The sequence below is a fragment of the Nonomuraea sp. NPDC050547 genome (assembly GCF_044457345.1).
GTDB lineage: Bacteria > Actinomycetota > Actinomycetes > Streptosporangiales > Streptosporangiaceae > Nonomuraea.
In genome coordinates this window covers 251401-267122 of record NZ_JBITGW010000002.1, presented here as the reverse complement: position 1 = coordinate 267122, position 15722 = coordinate 251401, and the positions used below count along the sequence as shown (strand labels likewise).

The following is a 15722-nucleotide window of genomic DNA, read 5'->3' as shown; positions in this document are numbered from 1 at the left end:
GTTCAGTACGGGTTGGCGATGACGAGGTCCTGCGCGGGAAAGAGCGTGAGCAGGCGGGCGCCGTCCTCGGTGACGACGACCTCCTCCTCGATGCGGGCGGCGGAGAACCCGTCGCTCGCCGGGCAGTACGTCTCCAGCGCGAAGACCATGCCGGGACGCAGTTCGACCGGCTCGCGCATGCTGTTGAGCCGCGAGATGATCGGCCGCTCGTGCAGGCCCAGGCCCAGGCCGTGGCCGAACTGCAGGCCGAAGGCGGCCATCTCGTTCTCGAAGCCGAACTCCTGCGCCCTGGGCCAGAGCGCGGCGATCTGGTCGGTGCCCGCTCCGGGCTTGACCGCGGCGATGGCGGCGTCCATCCATTCGCGGGCCCTGGCGTAGGCCGCGCGCTGGGCGGCGGTGGCGCTGCCGACGCCGAAGGTGCGGTAGTAGCAGGTCCGGTAGCCGTTGAAGGAGTGGATGATGTCGAAGAAGGCCTGGTCGCCGGGGCGGATGAGGCGGTCGGAGAAGTTGTGCGGGTGCGGGTTGCAGCGTTCGCCGCTGACCGCGTTGACCGCTTCGACCTGGTCGGAGCCCATCTCGTAGAGGCGCTTGGCGACCAGGGCGACGATGTCGTTCTCGCGTATGCCGGGCCTGAGCGCCTGGACCACGTCGTGGTAGACGCCGTCCACCATGGCGGCGGCCTGGTTGAGCAGCGTGATCTCGTCGGCGGACTTGATCTCGCGGGCGTTCAGCATGTGCTGCTGGGCGTCACGTACCCGAAGCCCCTGACGCTCCATCTCGAACAGGAACGGCGGCTCCACGAGGTCCACGCCGACCGGGGCGGACGGGTCGTCCAGCAGGTCCTTGAGCTGGGTGACCGCCTCCCTCATCAGGCCGGCGCTCGGCGCGATCGCGCCGCGCAGGCCCAGCATGCCGGCGTGGCAGTCGGCCGGGTCCAGCCACGGGCTGAACAGGCGGTGGTGGCGGGCGGCCGAGCCGAAGTCCCAGAGCATCGGCGGCTTGTCCCTGGTCAGCAGCGCGTATCGGGTCATCTTGTCCCCGAGCGCGCCGCCGATCCAGGTCTGCGTGACGTAGCGGATGTTGTAGAAGTCGAACAGCAGGAACGCGCCGCACTCGCCGGCCTCCAGGGCCGCGCGGGCCCGTTCCAGCCGGTAGGCGCGTAAGCGGCCGAAGTCGACGCGCTGCTCGAAGTCGACCGCCATGTGTCCGGGCGCGGGCAGCGGCCGCGCGTCCTCAGGCACGGCCCAGCCCGTCGTCGACGGGCACGTTCTCCGGCTTCAGCTCCAGGCCCGAGGCGGCGGCCTGCAGGTCGAGCAGGATCGCGAAGTCCTCCTCCACCCGGCCGGTGCTGACGCCGGCCTGGACGAGCTGGGCGGTCAGCGCGGCCAGCGGCATGGGCACGCCGAGCTCGCGGGCGCAGGCCAGGCCCAGGTCGAAGTCCTTGCGCAGCAGGACGGGGGTGAAGGTGGGGGTGTAGTCGAGGTTGACGAAGGCCGGTGACTTGTAGCGGGTGAACACCGAGCCCATGACGCTGTTGTTGAGGAACTCCAGGAAGGCGTGGCGGGACACGCCGCCCTTCTCGGCCAGCACGGTGATCTCCGCCAGGCACTGGGTGACCACGCCGAGCATGAGGTTGTGCGCGATCTTCACCAGCCGGGCGCTCTCGCCCTCTCCGGCATAGGTGACCGCCCTGCCCAGACGGACCAGCAGCGGCTCCGCCCGGTCGTAGTCCTCGCGCGGCCCGGAGACCACCAGGCTCAGCCCGCCCGCGGCGGCCACCTTCGCGTTGCCGCTCACCGGCGCCGCCAGGAAGGCCGCGCCGCGCTCGGAGCAGGCCAGCCTGGCCTGCGCTGAGGCCTGCGCGGAGACGGTCGAGCAGTCCACGACCAGGCCGGGCGCCCGCTCGCCGCCGAGCAGCTCGCCCAGCACCTCGGCGAGATCCTCCGAGGTGGACAGCATGGTGAACACCACCTCGCGATCGCGCAGCTGAGCGATCGAGGAGGCCAGCGTGGCGCCGAGCTCCGTGAGCGGCTCGGCCTTGGCGCGGGTGCGGTTCCAGACGGCCAGGTCCGTACCGGGCCCGGCCAGGCGTGCGGCCATGGCGTATCCCATGCGGCCGGTGCCGATCCAGCCGACTCTCATCGTGCCTCCTCGTCGTTACGCAATCGATTGCGTTGCCAGCAGCATGGGAGTATATTCCCCAACATGTCAAGAGCAAAGCAATCGACTTCGCTGACATTAGGCGCCTTCAGCCCCTCGGTGCCGTTGCGGGTGTGCCGCCGCCTCGGGCTGCTGGACGCGTACGGGCTGACGGTGGCCGAGGAGCCGGTCGCCTCCTCGCCCGCGCAGTTCCGCGCGCTGCTGGACGGCCGGGTGGACGCGGTGCTGACCAGCCCGGACAACGTGCTCGCCTACCGCTTCACGGCCGGCAACCCGCTCGGCGAGACGGCCGACGTGCGCATCGTCTCGGCGGTCGACCGCGGCCTCGGCCTCGGCCTGTACGCCCATCCGGCCCTCCACCTGCCCACGCCGTCCAGGCCGGTGACCGCCGGAGTCGACGTGCCCGGCTCGGGGTTCGCCTTCGGGCTCTACACGCTGATGGAGCACGTGGGCCTGCGCGAGTACCGGGTCGAGGCCATGGGCTCCACTCCCCGCCGCCTGGAGGCGCTGCTGGCCGGGCGGTGCGAGGTCACGATGCTCAACGCGGGCAACGAGCTGATCGCCGAGGACCGGGGCATGGTACGGCTGGCCGGGCTGGCCGAGGTCTGCGGGCCGTACCTGGGAACCGTGCTCGCCGCCAAGGGCCCGGACCTCGTGGCGGCGCGGGCGCTGGCCGGAGCGCTGCGCGAGGCCTGCGACCGCATCCTGGCCGGGACGGCGGACGCGCTCGTGCTCGAAGAGGCCGGGGCGGCGCTCGGCCTGACCGATCCGCCGGCCCGCCGCTACCTCCGGCGCCTCAAGGACCCGCTCGAAGGGCTGATCCCCGGCGGCGCCGTCGACCAGGGCGCGCTGCGCACCGTACTCGGCCTGCGGCTGCGCCATCTCCCCGACGAGGGGCTGGAGGGCGCCCTCGACCCCGCTCGTGGTCTGATCGAGGTATGACCCCCGCCCCCCGACTGCTCCTGGCCGTCCCGTTCGTCAGCACGCTCGACCGCTTCGCCATGCCGCCCATGATGGTCTCGATGGCCGCCCAGCTCGGGCTGCCGTTGTCGCAGGTCGTGCACGCGATCGGCGCCTATGTCCTGGCGTACGGGATCATGCAGCCGGTCTGGGGGATGGTCTCCGACCGGACGGGACTGGTCAGGACCATGCGGGTGGCGCTCGCGCTGGGCGCGGTGAGCACGATCGCCTCGGCGTTCACCGACTCGGCGCTCGCGCTGGCCCTGACGCGCGGCCTGGCCGGGGCCTGCTTCGCCGCGGCGATCCCCGGCAGCCTGGTCTACCTGGGCGACACCGTCCCGGCCCAGCGCCGCCAGCGGGAGATCACGAACCTGATGGCGGGCGTGGCCGTGGGCACCGCGGTGGCCTCGACGGCCGCGGGCGCGCTGGTCCAGTACGCCACCTGGCGGGTCGCCTTCGCCGCGACCGGCCTGGCCGCGCTGGCCCTGGCGTGGGCGCTCGGCCGCCTGCCCGCTCCCCCGCGCTCGCGCGCCCACCTCGGCCTTCTCTCCCCGCTGGCCGCCGTCTCGCGCTCGCGGCCCGCGCTGCTCGTGCTCGCGCTCGCGTTCGTCGAGGGCGGCGTGCTCATCGGCGTGCTGACGCTGCTGCCCGCCGCGGTCGAGGCGGCGGGCGTGAACGCGGCCGTCGCGGGCGCCGTCACCGCCGCCTACGGCATCGCCGTCCTGGCGTTCTCGCAGCTCGTCGGCTTTCTCTCGCGCCGCGTGCACGCCTGGCGGCTCATCGCGTACGGCGCCGCCGCCGCGGTGGCCGCCTGCGCGCTGGTGGCGTTGTCCAGGTCGCCCGCCGCCGCGCTCGCCGGAGCGACGCTGCTCGGCGCGGCGTGGGCCGCCATGCACTCCTCGCTGCAGACCTGGGCCACCGAGGTGCTGCCCGCGGCCAGGGCGACGGTGGTGTCGGCGTTCGCCGGGTCCCTTTTCCTCGGCAGCGCGGTGGCCGCCGTCGTGGTCGCCGGTCTGGCCGAGCAGCACCGGTATGCTCAGATCTTCGGCTGGGCAGCGGCGCTGGCCGCTCCGCTCGGCCTCTTCGGGGCCCTGGGACGCAAACGATGGATCCGACCAGAAGGAGAGCCCGGCCGATGAAAGCCAACCGGCCATCCGCTCCGACTCTGCGCGACATCGCCGAGGCCGTGGGCGTCCACACCACCACCGTCTCGCGGGCGCTGAACCCCCGGACGCAGAACCAGGTCGGCGCCGACACCGTGCGCCGGGTGCGCAAGGCCGCCAAGGACCTCGGCTACCAGCCCAACCCGATCGCGCTCAGCCTGCGCACCTCCCGCTCGCGCACGGTCGGCCTGGTCATCCCCGACATCACCAACCCGCTGTTCCCGCCGATCGTGCGCGGCATCGAGAGCGCGCTGGAGGCCGGCGGCTACAGCGGGTGGATCGTCAACACCGACAACGACCCGCAGCGCGAGCGCAAGCTCATCGAGTCGCTGCGCTCGCGGCAGGTCGAGGGATTGATCGTGGCGACCGCGCGGCTGGAGCACCCGCTGCTGTCCGAGCTGCACGCGGCCGGTGTGCCGCTCGTGCTGGTCAACCGGCGGGTCGAGGGCATCGACGTGCCGTGCGTGACGGCCGACGACGCGGCCGGGGTGAGCGCCGCCGTCGCCCATCTGGCCGGGCTCGGGCACACGCGCATCGCCCACCTCGCCGGGCCGCAGACCACCTCGACGGGGACGGCCAGGGCCAAGGCGTTCCGGCATGCCGTACGGGATCTGGGACTGTCCGACGAGCCGGGGCTCGTCGTGGAGTGCGCGCAGTGGGGCGAGGAGGCGGGGGCGAGCGCGGCGCGCTCGCTGCTGGACGCGCGCACGGACGTCACGGCGGTGGTGGCGGGCAACGACCTGATCGCCCTGGGCTGCTACGACGTCTTCGGCGAGCGCGGGATCGACTGCCCCGGCGACATCAGCGTGGTGGGCTTCAACGACATGCCGTTCCTCGACAAGCTGCGCCCGCCGCTGACCACCGTGCACGTGCCGCACCACGACGTCGGGGTGGAGGCGGCGCGCATGCTGCTCGAGGGCATCGAGGATCCCGAGCGGCCCGCCCGGTCGTTGCTGCTGCCGGTCTCGCTGGTCGTCAGGGGTTCTACGGCACCCCGCTGAACCGGTCTTTTACCGTATGGATCGCGCAAACCTTTCGTCTCTTCCGCGTGCACGACAAATCACACTTAGTAGCCTCGGGACGTGTCACGCATATGGGCGGGGTCCCTGCGCGGACGGGTCACGCTCATCGCCACCGCAGTGGCCGCGTCCGTGCTGATCCCGGCTGGGGTCGGCGGCGTCGCGGTGGCCAGATCCGTGGTGGAGAACGGCCTGTGGCGCTCCACCCGCGAGGCGGCCTCACAGGTGTCCGCCCAGGTGCGCGACGGCGGCCTGCGCGGGGGCACGATCCCGCTGACCGACGCCACCGTGAACCTCATCCAGGTCGTCCAGCCGGGCGGGCGGGTCATCGCGCGCAGCGCCGCCGCCGCGAACATGCCGCCGCTCACCACGCTGTGGCCGCCGCCCGACAACCGCATCATGAGCTCCGTCAGGTGCCAGGACGAGCTGTGCGTCCACCTGAGCGCCATCCGGATCGACACCTCCCCCGACTCCCTCGTCGTCTACGCCGGCCGCGCCACTCCCGGCGTGCTGTCCACGCGGGTGCTGGAAGCCGTGGTGTTCACGCAGGTGGCGCTCCTGGTGGGGCTGGCGTCCTGGGCCACCTGGCTGGTCACCGGCCGCGCGCTGCGCCCCGTCGCCGTGATGCGCGCCGAACTCGACGCCGTCAACGCCAGCGACCTCAGCCGCCGCGTGGCCCAGCCCCCTGGCGACGACGAGGTGGCCGAGCTGGCCCGCTCCATCAACAGCACGCTCGCCCGCCTCGAACGCTCGGCCGACCAGCAGCGCCAGTTCGCCTCCGACGCCTCCCACGAACTGCGCACGCCCATCGCCGGCCTGCGCGCCCAGCTGGAGTCCGCCCAGCTCTACCCGGAGGACACCGACGTGAGCGAGCTCGTCGCCGGCGCCCTGCGCGACACCGACCGGCTGGAGGCCATCATCACCGACCTGCTCCTGCTGGCCCGCATCGGCTCGCGCGTGGACGTGGCCAAGGAGGCGGTCGACCTGTCGGAGCTGGTGCGCGAGGAGCTCATGGGCCGCCACGACCCCATCCCCGTGCGCGACGCCCTGGCCGGCGGCGTGATCGTCGAGGGGGTACGCATGCAGCTGTCTCGCCTGCTCACCAACCTCCTCGACAACGCCGAGCGCCACGCCGAGACCCACGTGACCATCTCCGTGGAGGCCGAGGAGGGCTACGCGGTCCTGGAGGTCGCCAACGACGGGGCCGAGATCCCGACGCAGGACCGCGAGCGCATCTTCGACCGCTTCACCCGCCTGGACGCCGCCCGCAGCCGCGACGCCGGCGGCACCGGCCTGGGCCTCGCGATAGCCCGTGACGTGGCCCTGGCCCACCGCGGCATCATCAGCGCCGAGGAGGCGCCCGGCGGCGCCCGCTTCGTGGTACGCCTCCCGCTGGCCCCCGGCCAACAGGAAATCGGACCCACACAATGGACAGATAACGCGAATCCATAGAAATCGCATCGCCCTGCCGCGATCATGTGGGGATGACGGAGCAGGCTCCCCTGGGCGTGGACCCGCGGATCCCGAACGCGGCCCGCATGTACGACTACTTCCTCGGCGGCAAGGACAACTTCCAGGCCGACAGAGAACTGGCCGAGCTGGTGCTGGCCGTCCTGCCCGAGGCCCGCGAGGGAGCGCTGCAGAACCGCCTGTTCATCGGCCGCGTGGTCCGCTACCTCGTGGACCAGGGGATCACGCAGTTCATCGACCTCGGCTCGGGGCTGCCCGCGCGGGAGAACGTGCACGAGGTGGCCCACCGGTACGCGCCCGAGGCCAAGGTCGTCTACGTCGACAACGACCCCGTCGTCTGCACGCACGGCCGGGCGCTGCTGGCCGACCCGGAACGGGTGCTGATGCTGGAGGCCGACGCCCGGCGGCCGGAGCACGTCCTGGACGACCCCGGGGTCAGGAAGCTGATCGACTTCGAGCGGCCGGTGGCACTGCTCATGATGTTCTTCCTGCACCTGGTGCCCGACTCCGACGACCCGCACGGGTTCGTGGCGGCGTACCGGGAGGCGCTCGCGCCCGGCGGCTACCTGGCGCTGACCCACCTGAGCACCGACTGGAAGAGCGAGCGCACGCAGCAGATCGTCGAGGTCTACCAGCAGGCCAGCGCCCCGTTCTGCCCCCGTCCCGGCACGGAGATCGAGGCGTTCTTCGGCGACTTCGAGCTGATCCCGCCGGGGCTGGACACCGGCCTCGGCACCGTCTGGCCGTTCGCCGACCCCGAGGCCACGATGTTCCTGGACGAGGACCTGGCCCGCATGGGATACGCCGGCATCGGCCGCAAACCCACCCCTCTCTAGCGGTACGGCCCACGCCTCCCGAGGGCCCCCGGGATCCCGTCTCCTGGAACCCCGGAGGGTCAGCCCTCCTCGGGCGGGAGCAGGGCGGAGAGGTGACCCCCAGGGCGGCGACCCCGGGCGGCGGCCCTCGGGCAGAGGAGTGGCCCTGGGGGTGTGACCCCCAGGGCGGTGACCCCCTCAGAGCGGTGACCCCCGAGGGGTGTGACCCGAGAAGGTGGTCTGGCGGGAAGGGGCTAGCTGACGGGTTGCATGTCGGGGGTGCGGGAGCCGGGCTTGTCGGGTGTGTGCTCGTCCTCGTCCAGCAACGTCGCCTCGTCGAACGGCGCCCGCCCCTCCAGCACGTCCAGGGCCCGCTCCCGGTCGAACTCCCTGGTCCACGTCCCCACCAGCACCGTCGCCACCGCGTTGCCCGCGAAGTTCGTCAGCGCCCGCGCCTCGGACATGAACCGGTCGATGCCGACGATGAGCCCGACCCCGTCCACGAGCTCGGGCCGGTGCGACTGCAGCCCGCCCGCCAGCGTGGCCAGCCCGGCCCCGGTCACGCCCGCCGCCCCCTTCGAGGCGATGACCATGAACAGCAGCAGGGAGATCTGCTCCCCCACCCCCAGCGGCGCCCCGGTGGCGGAGGCGATGAAGAGCGTGGCCATGGTCAGGTAGATGGCGGTGCCGTCGAGGTTGAAGGAGTAGCCGGTCGGCACCGTGATGCCCACGACCGGACGGCTGACGCCGAGGTGCTCCATCTTGGCGATGAGCCGCGGCAGCGCCGACTCCGACGACGACGTGGACAGGATGAGCAGGAACTCCCGCCCGAGGTAGCGCAGCAGCGACCACAGGTTGATCCGGGCGACCAGCCACAACATCGGCCCGAGCACCAGCCCGACGAACAGCAGGCAGGTCGCGTAGAAGCCGATCATGATGACGGCCAGCGACTGCAGCGCCTTGACCCCGGTCGAGCCCACCACCGCGGCGATCGCGCCGAAGGCGCCCACCGGCGCGGCCCACATGATCATGGCGAGGATCCGGAACACGAGCCGCTGGATGTGCCCGATGCCGTTGAGTACCGGCGTCGCCTTGGTGCCCATGGCCTGCAGGGCGAAGCCGGCCAGCAGCGCCACGAGCAGCGTCTGCAGCACCTGTCCCTCGGTGAACGCCGACACGAGCGTGGTCGGGATGATGCCGAGCAGGAAGTCCGTGGTGCTGGCCTCGCCGCCCTTGGCCGCCTCCGCCGCCGCCGACTCCTTGGCCGCGTCGGTCAGCTGCAGCCCGGCGCCGGGGTCGAGCATGTTGCCCACGACCAGGCCGATGACGAGCGCGACGGTCGACATGGCGATGAAGTAGCCGAGCGCGAGACCGCCGACCTTGCCGACCTTGGCCGCCTTGGTGACCGAGCCGACGCCGAGCACGATGGTGCAGAAGATGATCGGGCTGATCATCATCTTGATCAGCGCCACGAAGCCCGTGCCCAGGGGTTTGAGCTCCTTGCCGACGTCCGGCCAGACGAGTCCGATGGCGATTCCGGCCACCACCGCGACGATGACGGCCAGGTAGAGATAGCGGGTGCGATCACGCATGGGGGGTCTCCGGCTTTGGAGGAAACTTCTGGTTGTGCGACTATGCGCTGCACAGTGACCCAGGTCACCATTGCGTTCATTTCGTACATCGGGAGGATCGATGAGGCGCTGGAGCCTCGCAGGTCAGATGCTCCTGCTGCAGTTGGTGGTGGTCGCCGTCACCGTGGCGGGCGGGGCGGTGCTGGCGGTGGCGCAGGCCCACCATCTGCTCACGGAGGAGGCGGCGAACACGGCGAGCGCGGTCGCGCAGACCGTCGCCACCTCGCCGGACGTGCTGGCCGGCCTCGGCGCGGCCGATCCGTCGGCGACGCTGCAGCCCTACGCCGAGCGGGTACGGCTGCGCACCGGCGTCGACTTCGTGACCATCATGAGGCCGGACGGCACCCGATACACCCACCCGAAACCGGCGGAGATCGGCAAGCGCTTCCTCGGCCACACGGCCCCGGCGCTGGCCGGGAACACCTTCACCGAGACCTACACCGGCACGCTCGGCCCCTCCAAGCGCGCCGTCACCCCGGTGACGCGCGACGGACGGGTCGTCGCGCTGGTCAGCGTGGGCTTCACGATCGACCGGATCACCGCCCGGCTCTACGACCAGCTCGTCTGGGGGCTGGTGGCCCTGCTGGCGCTGCTCGCGGGCGGGGCGGGCACCTGGCTGGTCACCGCCCGGCTGCGCCGCCAGACCCACGGGCTCGGGCCGGTGGAACTGGGGCGCATCCATGCCCACCACGAGGCGGTGCTGCATGCCGTACGGGAAGGACTGCTTCTCGTCGGCAGGGACGGGACGCTGACGCTCTGCAACGACGCGGCCCGCACGCTGCTGGAACTGCCGCCCGACGCGGAGGGACGGCCCGCGCCCGAGCTCGGCGAGGACCGCGTGCACCTGATCGGGGACCGGGTCCTGCAGGTGAGCAGCGCGCCCAGCGAGCTGGGCGCGGTGGTGACCGTGCGCGACCACACGGAGCTGCAGGCGCTGGCCGGGCAGCTCGACGCCGAGCGGGGCTTCGCCGAGTCGCTGCGCTCGGCGGCGCACGAGGCGGCCAACCGCCTGCACACCGTGATCACGCTGGTGGAGCTGGGGCGGGCCGAGCAGGCGGTGGCCTTCGCGACGGCGGAGCTGCGCTCGGCGCAGGAACTCACCGACCGGGTGGTGGGTTCGGTGCGCGAGCCGGTCCTGGCCGCGCTGCTGCTGGGCAAGAGCGCCCAGGCCGCCGAACGCGGCGTGGAGCTGGTGATCAGCGAGGACAGCCGGCTGGACGACGTGGAGATGGCGGCGCGCGACCTGGTGACGATCGTCGGCAACCTGCTGGACAACGCGATCGAGGTGGCCTCGCGCGTGGAGGTGACGGTGCGCACGGAACCGGACGGGATCCTGGTCAGGGTGAGCGACGACGGCCCGGGGCTGCCGGAGCCGGAGGCGTTCGCGAAGGGATGGACGACCAAGGGCGACGGCAGGGGGCTCGGCCTCGCGCTGGTCGGCCAGGCGGTACGCCGCCTGGGCGGCACCATCGAGGTGGACGGCTCGGCCTTCACGGTGAGGCTGCCGTGATCTCCGTGCTCGTCGTCGAGGACGAGGAGATCACGGCCGAGGCCAACCGCATCTACGTGGAGCGCGTCCCCGGCTTCGAGGTGGCCGGGGTGGTCCGCTCCGGCGGCGAGGCGCTGCGCTTCCTGCGCGCCGGCCCGGTGGACCTGATCCTGCTCGACCTCTACCTGCCCGACATGCACGGACTCGAGGTCATCCGCGCCGTGCGCGCCGGCGGCCTGCTGTGCGACGTCATCGCCATCACCTCCGCGCGCGACCTGGCGATGGTGCGCTCCGCCGTTTCTCTGGGCATCTCGCAATACCTTCTCAAACCGTTCACCTTCACCGCCCTCCACGAGAAACTCGAGAGGTACGCCAGATTTCGCCAGGACGCCGGGCAGATCATCGGCCAGGGCGACGTGGACCGGGTCCTGGGCACGTTGCGCGGGACCTCGCGCCTGCCCAAGGGCATGCAGCAGGACACCCTGGACGCCGTCGCCGCGGAGCTGAGCACGGCCGAGGAGGGGATGTCCGCGCAGGCCCTGGGCACGGCGACCGGGATGTCGCGCGTCACCGCCCGCCGATATCTGGAATATCTAGTAGAAATCGGCTCAGCGGTACGGCTCCCGCGCTACGGGGGCGTCGGACGGCCAGAACTTCTCTACCGGATGACCCCGCGCAGTTAATTCGGGGTTCAATTCGGGGGCCTAGCTTCGGGTGGCACCTACGTATCTCAAGGAGTCACCTTGCGAGTCCTGGCCGTCATTCCCGCCCGCGGAGGTTCTGTGGGCGTCCCCCTGAAGAACCTCGCCCCGGTGGGCGGCATCCCGCTGGTCACGCGGGCCGTACGCGCCTGCGTGCGCGCGGAGCTGATCGACCAGGTCGTCGTCAGCACCGACCACGAGGGGATCGCCACCGCGGCGCGCGAGGCCGGGGCCCGGGTCGTGGACCGCCCGGCGGAGCTGAGCGGCCCGTCGGCCTCCAGCGAGTCCGCGGTGCTGCACGCGCTCGACACCGCGCGGGAAGAGCCCGAGGTCGTGCTTCTGGTGCAGTGCACCAGCGCCTTCATCGACCCGGCCGACCTCGACGCGGCGATCTCCAAGGTCCTGGACGGCGGGGCAGACGCGGTCTTCTCCGCGACCGCGACCCACGAGTTCCTATGGAACGCCGCGGGCGTCGGCATCAACCACGACCGCTCGGTACGCCTGCCCCGCCAGCAGCTCGACCCGCAGTACCGCGAGACCGGCGCCTTCTACGTCATGCGCGCGGCCGGCCTGCGCGAGCACGGCCACCGCTTCTTCGGCGAGGTCGCCGTCCAGCCGGTCTCCCCGAGCCACTCGGTCGAGGTGGACTCCGCCGCCGACCTGGAGATCGTGCGCGCGCTCGCCCCGTTCGTCGACACCCCTGAGCCGATCGACGTCGACGCCGTCATCACCGACTTCGACGGCGTGCACACCGACGACCGCGCCTACGTCGACTCCGACGGCCGTGAGATGGTCCTCGTCAACCGCTCCGACGGCATGGGCATCGCCCTGCTGCGCCGGGCAGGGGTCAAGCTGCTCGTGATGTCCACCGAGCACAACCCGGTCGTGGCCGCACGGGCCCGCAAGCTCGGCGTGCCGGTGCTGCAGGGGCTGGCCGACAAGGCGACGGTGCTGCGCGACTGGCTGGCCATCGAGGGCCTCGACCCGGCCCGCGTCGCCTACGTCGGCAACGACGTCAACGACCTCGGCCCGATGGGGCTGGTGGGCTGGCCGGTGGCGGTGCCCGACGCGCACCCCCGGGTACGCGCCGCCGCGCGCGTCGTGCTGACCAGGGCGGGCGGGGCGGGAGCCGTACGCGAGCTGTGTGACCGGGTGACGGCGGCGCGGCCGGAGCCCGTGGGCGAGCCCGCGCAGGTCCGTGCGGCGCTGCGGCTGAAGTCGGCGCCGGTGGCGGTCGGCGACATCCTGGTCGGCGACGACCAGCCGGTGTACATGATCGGCGAGATCGGCATCAACCACAACGGCGACCTGGAGCTGGCGCGCCGGCTCATCGACGTGGCGGCCGACGCGGGCTGCCAGGCGGTGAAGTTCCAGAAGCGCACGCCGTCGATCTGCGTACCGGTGGAGCAGCGCTCGCAGATCCGGCAGACGCCGTGGGGCGAGATGACCTATCTGGAGTACAAGGAGCGGACCGAGTTCGGCCGCGACGAGTACACCCAGATCTCCAAGTACTGCGACGAGCGGGGCATCCAGTGGTTCGCCTCGCCGTGGGACGTGCCCTCCGTGGATTTCCTGGAGGAGATGGACGTCCCGGTGCACAAGATCGCGTCGGCCAGCGTCGCCGACCGGGAACTGCTGCGCGCGCTCGCCGCGACCGGCAAGCCGCTCATCCTGTCGACCGGCATGTCCACGCTGCCGGAGATCGACGAGGCCGTCGAGATCCTCGGCACCGACAAGCTGATCATCATGCACGCCACCAGCACCTACCCGCTTCCTCCCGAGGAGGCCAACCTCCGCACGATCACCACGCTCAAGCAGCGGTACGGCGTGCCGATCGGCTACTCCGGACACGAGCGCGGCCTGCAGATCTCGCTGGCCGCGGTCACGCTCGGCGCGGTGGCGGTGGAGCGGCACATCACCCTCGACCGGACCATGTGGGGCTCCGACCACGCCGCCTCACTCGAACCGGCGGGGCTGGAGCACCTGGTGCGCGACATCCGCATCATCGAGCAGGCACTGGGCGACGGCGTCAAGCGCGTCTTCCCCGGTGAGGAGGCCCCCAAGGCCCGCCTGCGCCGCATCACCGTCTGATGGCGGCACTGCTCACAGTGATCGTCCCGGTGCGGGACGGCGAGGCCTACATCGGTGACTGCGTGGCCTCGCTGGCCCGCAACGCGCGGCCGGACTTCGAGTTCATCGTCGTGGACGACGGCTCCGTGGACGCCACCGGGCAGATCGTCGAGGACGCGGCGGTGCCGGGCCTGTCGGTGCTGCGGCACCTGACGCCGGTGGGCCTGGCCGACGCCCGCAATGCCGGGCTGGCCGCGGCCACCGGCCGCTACGTGAGCTTCCTCGACGGCGACGACTGGCTGGCCCCGGGTTACCTGGCCGAGATGGTCACCGCCATCGAGGGGCTCGGCTGCGACTTCGTCCGTGCCGACCACGTGCAGGTCACCGGCCGCAACCGGGTCGTGCACCGCGCTCCATGGGCCCGGCGGGGCGTGGTCGTCGACCCGAAGGAGGCGATCCTGCCCGCCGAGGTGAAGACCATGGTCGACTACCCGTACGCGTGGGCGGGGGTCTACCGGCGCTCGCTGCGCGACCTGCTGCAGTTCCCCGGATCGCTGCACACCGCCGAGGACCGGCCGTGGATCTGGCGGCTGCACCGCGAGGCGGCCACGTTCGCGGTGGTGTCGGCGGCCGGCGTCTTCTACCGGCGGCAGGTCTCCGGCTCGCTCACCCAGGTGGGCGACGAGCGGCAACTGCACTTCTTCGACGCCTTCGACCTGGTCTTCAAGGATCTCGAAGCACGGTATCTGAGCAAGGCGGTGCGCAACTTCTGCGCCCTGCTCGCTCACCACCTGGAGCTGGCCGACCGCTTCACCCCGGAGCTGCGCGCCCGCTTCACCGAGCGCGGGGCCGCCATGGTGCGCGGCCTGCCCGCCGACCTCGTGGCCGACTCGGTCGCGCGGATGTCCGTCGAGCGCGAGGAAGTGCTGCGCGCGCTCGTCCCCGACCTGCCCGGCAAGGCCCTGCGCCTGCGCCGGGACCGGGAGGAGCTGGCATGACGCAGGTGTTCTACGCCTCCACGCTCTACGGCGCGATGTCGCTGGCCGCGGCGATCGACGAGGGCGCCTTCGGCCCGCACGAGGGCCGGAGAACGCTGCTGGTGTCGAACAACGCCGCGGTGCCCGAGGTCTCGCTGCCGCTGGACGGCACGCCCGGTTTCGCGGTGCTGCGCTCGCGCTTCGACGAGGTGGTGTCGTGGAACGAGCTGATCGCGCCGCTGCACCCGTCGGCGTGGAAGGCCCGCGTCATCGAGGTGCCGATGCTGGAGCGGCTGCTGCGCACGCACCTCAGGCTGGACCGGGTCGACGAGCTGGTGCTGGAGTCGATCGCGGTGCCGCCCGCGCGCACGATCGCCGGTCTGGTGCGCGACTGCCCCATCACCGTCTACGCCGACGGCCTGATGAGCTACGGCCCCACCCGCGACCCGCTGCCCGCCGAGATCTTCCGCCGCATCACCCGCCTGCTCCACCTCGACCTGCTGCCGGGCCTGTCGCCCATGCTGCTCAGCGAGTACGGCGTGGCCGCCTCGACCATCTCCGACGACGCGTTCCTGCGGATCGTCACCGAGGTGGCCGCGACCGCCCCCGACATGCTGGCCGGTCAGGCGATGATCCTGGGCCAGTACCTGTCGGCGCTGGAGATCCTCACCCCGCAGGAGGAGGCGTCGCTGCACGAGTCGATGCTGCGCGCCCTGGCCGACCTCGGCTACTCCAGCGTCGTGTTCAAGCCGCACCCGGCGGCGGGACGCCGGCACGCCCGGCTGCTGCGGGCCGCGGCCGAGCCGCTCGGGGTGAAACTGTCGGTGGCCGACGAGAGCGTGCCGGCCGAGGTGTGCTTTTCGGCGCTGCGTCCGGAGCTGGTCGTGGGCTGCTTCTCGACCGGGCTGGTCAGCGCCCGGCACTTCTACGGGCTGCCGGCCGCCGCGTTCGGGACCGAGCTGGTGCTGGAACGGCTGTCGCCGTACGAGAACAGCAACCGCATCCCGGCCACGATCGTGGACGCGCTGCTGTGCGACGGGCGGCCGCCGGTGGAAGAGGTGGTCCAGGCGGTCGGGTACTGCATGCAGCCGGAGTCCCATCCCGAGCTGCGTCCCCGGGCGGCGGCGTTCATCGAGGCCCACGGCAGTGGCCGCTACTTCAAGAAGCAGCGCCTTTCCGCGGTCGGCCTGCTGCCCGGCTCGGAGCAGCCGAGCCCGCTGTCGCGGCTCAAGAAGAAGCTGAGCCGGGCCCTGTCCTGAGATCTCCT

The 15722-nt window shown here is 72.0% G+C and carries 13 protein-coding genes; 10 read left to right on the top strand and 3 right to left on the bottom strand.

What is annotated here, in order from left to right; genetic code table 11:
* Positions 1 to 2 precede the first annotated feature (2 nt).
* Positions 3 to 1241, bottom strand: a complete 1239-nt coding sequence (locus ACIBHY_RS05685) for a M24 family metallopeptidase (RefSeq protein WP_397256247.1) — start codon at positions 1239 to 1241, stop codon at positions 3 to 5.
* Positions 1234 to 2142, bottom strand: a complete 909-nt coding sequence (locus ACIBHY_RS05680) for an NAD(P)-dependent oxidoreductase (RefSeq protein ID WP_397256245.1) — start codon at positions 2140 to 2142, stop codon at positions 1234 to 1236. Before ACIBHY_RS05680 ends, ACIBHY_RS05685 begins: the two co-directional genes overlap by 8 nt.
* Before the next feature lie 63 nt (positions 2143 to 2205).
* Between ACIBHY_RS05680 and ACIBHY_RS05675 the strand changes: the two genes are divergently transcribed.
* The 5 genes from ACIBHY_RS05675 (at position 2206) to ACIBHY_RS05655 (ending at position 7608) form a co-directional block, all read left to right on the top strand.
* Positions 2206 to 3102: a hypothetical protein gene (locus ACIBHY_RS05675; protein ID WP_397306051.1), complete on the top strand. Its 897-nt coding sequence runs from the start codon at positions 2206 to 2208 to the stop codon at positions 3100 to 3102.
* Positions 3099 to 4259 (top strand): MFS transporter, encoded by a 1161-nt coding sequence (locus tag ACIBHY_RS05670; protein ID WP_397306050.1) that lies wholly within the window; start codon positions 3099 to 3101, stop codon positions 4257 to 4259. The genes ACIBHY_RS05675 and ACIBHY_RS05670 overlap by 4 nt, the downstream gene beginning before the upstream one ends.
* Positions 4256 to 5284, top strand: coding sequence for a LacI family DNA-binding transcriptional regulator (locus ACIBHY_RS05665; RefSeq protein ID WP_397256240.1), 1029 nt, complete (start codon positions 4256 to 4258; stop codon positions 5282 to 5284). Before ACIBHY_RS05670 ends, ACIBHY_RS05665 begins: the two co-directional genes overlap by 4 nt.
* 81 nt (positions 5285 to 5365) lie before the next feature.
* Entirely contained in the window at positions 5366 to 6754 is a 1389-nt protein-coding gene (locus ACIBHY_RS05660; RefSeq protein ID WP_397306049.1) for a sensor histidine kinase, read from the top strand.
* Between the two features lie 32 nt (positions 6755 to 6786).
* On the top strand, positions 6787 to 7608 hold the full coding sequence (locus tag ACIBHY_RS05655) for an SAM-dependent methyltransferase (protein WP_397306048.1): 822 nt from the start codon (positions 6787 to 6789) through the stop codon (positions 7606 to 7608).
* A gap of 233 nt (positions 7609 to 7841) precedes the next feature.
* Here the strand turns inward: ACIBHY_RS05655 and ACIBHY_RS05650 are convergent, their stop codons facing one another.
* Positions 7842 to 9179 (bottom strand): cation:dicarboxylate symporter family transporter, encoded by a 1338-nt coding sequence (locus tag ACIBHY_RS05650; RefSeq protein WP_397306047.1) that lies wholly within the window; start codon positions 9177 to 9179, stop codon positions 7842 to 7844.
* A 100-nt stretch (positions 9180 to 9279) separates the two neighbouring features.
* Here ACIBHY_RS05650 and ACIBHY_RS05645 point away from each other — a divergent pair, with 100 nt between their 5' ends.
* The 5 genes from ACIBHY_RS05645 to ACIBHY_RS05625 are packed head-to-tail and all read left to right on the top strand — an operon-like array spanning position 9280 to position 15714.
* Complete coding sequence (locus ACIBHY_RS05645) at positions 9280 to 10728, top strand: ATP-binding protein (protein WP_397306046.1); 1449 nt, start codon at positions 9280 to 9282, stop codon at positions 10726 to 10728.
* A complete protein-coding gene (locus ACIBHY_RS05640; RefSeq protein ID WP_397256231.1) occupies positions 10725 to 11390 on the top strand; it encodes a response regulator in 666 nt (221 codons plus the stop codon). The genes ACIBHY_RS05645 and ACIBHY_RS05640 overlap by 4 nt, the downstream gene beginning before the upstream one ends.
* Positions 11391 to 11450: 60 nt before the next feature.
* Positions 11451 to 13499 (top strand): N-acetylneuraminate synthase family protein, encoded by a 2049-nt coding sequence (locus ACIBHY_RS05635; protein ID WP_397306045.1) that lies wholly within the window; start codon positions 11451 to 11453, stop codon positions 13497 to 13499.
* Complete coding sequence (locus tag ACIBHY_RS05630; protein WP_397256228.1) at positions 13499 to 14476, top strand: glycosyltransferase family 2 protein; 978 nt, start codon at positions 13499 to 13501, stop codon at positions 14474 to 14476. The genes ACIBHY_RS05635 and ACIBHY_RS05630 overlap by 1 nt, the downstream gene beginning before the upstream one ends.
* Positions 14473 to 15714 (top strand): polysialyltransferase family glycosyltransferase, encoded by a 1242-nt coding sequence (locus ACIBHY_RS05625; protein ID WP_397256226.1) that lies wholly within the window; start codon positions 14473 to 14475, stop codon positions 15712 to 15714. Before ACIBHY_RS05630 ends, ACIBHY_RS05625 begins: the two co-directional genes overlap by 4 nt.
* Positions 15715 to 15722: the final 8 nt, after the last annotated feature.

Excerpts from the sequence above, each read along its gene's own strand:
- ACIBHY_RS05650 (WP_397306047.1), bottom strand. The coding sequence starts at position 9,179 with ATGCGTGATCGCACCCGCTATCTCTACCTGGCCGTCATCGTCGCGGTG.
- ACIBHY_RS05625 (WP_397256226.1), top strand. The coding sequence starts at position 14,473 with ATGACGCAGGTGTTCTACGCCTCCACGCTCTACGGCGCGATGTCGCTG.
- ACIBHY_RS05670 (WP_397306050.1), top strand. The coding sequence starts at position 3,099 with ATGACCCCCGCCCCCCGACTGCTCCTGGCCGTCCCGTTCGTCAGCACG.
- ACIBHY_RS05645 (WP_397306046.1), top strand. The coding sequence starts at position 9,280 with ATGAGGCGCTGGAGCCTCGCAGGTCAGATGCTCCTGCTGCAGTTGGTG.
- ACIBHY_RS05680 (WP_397256245.1), bottom strand. The coding sequence starts at position 2,142 with ATGAGAGTCGGCTGGATCGGCACCGGCCGCATGGGATACGCCATGGCC.
- ACIBHY_RS05665 (WP_397256240.1), top strand. The coding sequence starts at position 4,256 with ATGAAAGCCAACCGGCCATCCGCTCCGACTCTGCGCGACATCGCCGAG.
- ACIBHY_RS05630 (WP_397256228.1), top strand. The coding sequence starts at position 13,499 with ATGGCGGCACTGCTCACAGTGATCGTCCCGGTGCGGGACGGCGAGGCC.
- ACIBHY_RS05675 (WP_397306051.1), top strand. The coding sequence starts at position 2,206 with ATGTCAAGAGCAAAGCAATCGACTTCGCTGACATTAGGCGCCTTCAGC.
- ACIBHY_RS05655 (WP_397306048.1), top strand. The coding sequence starts at position 6,787 with ATGACGGAGCAGGCTCCCCTGGGCGTGGACCCGCGGATCCCGAACGCG.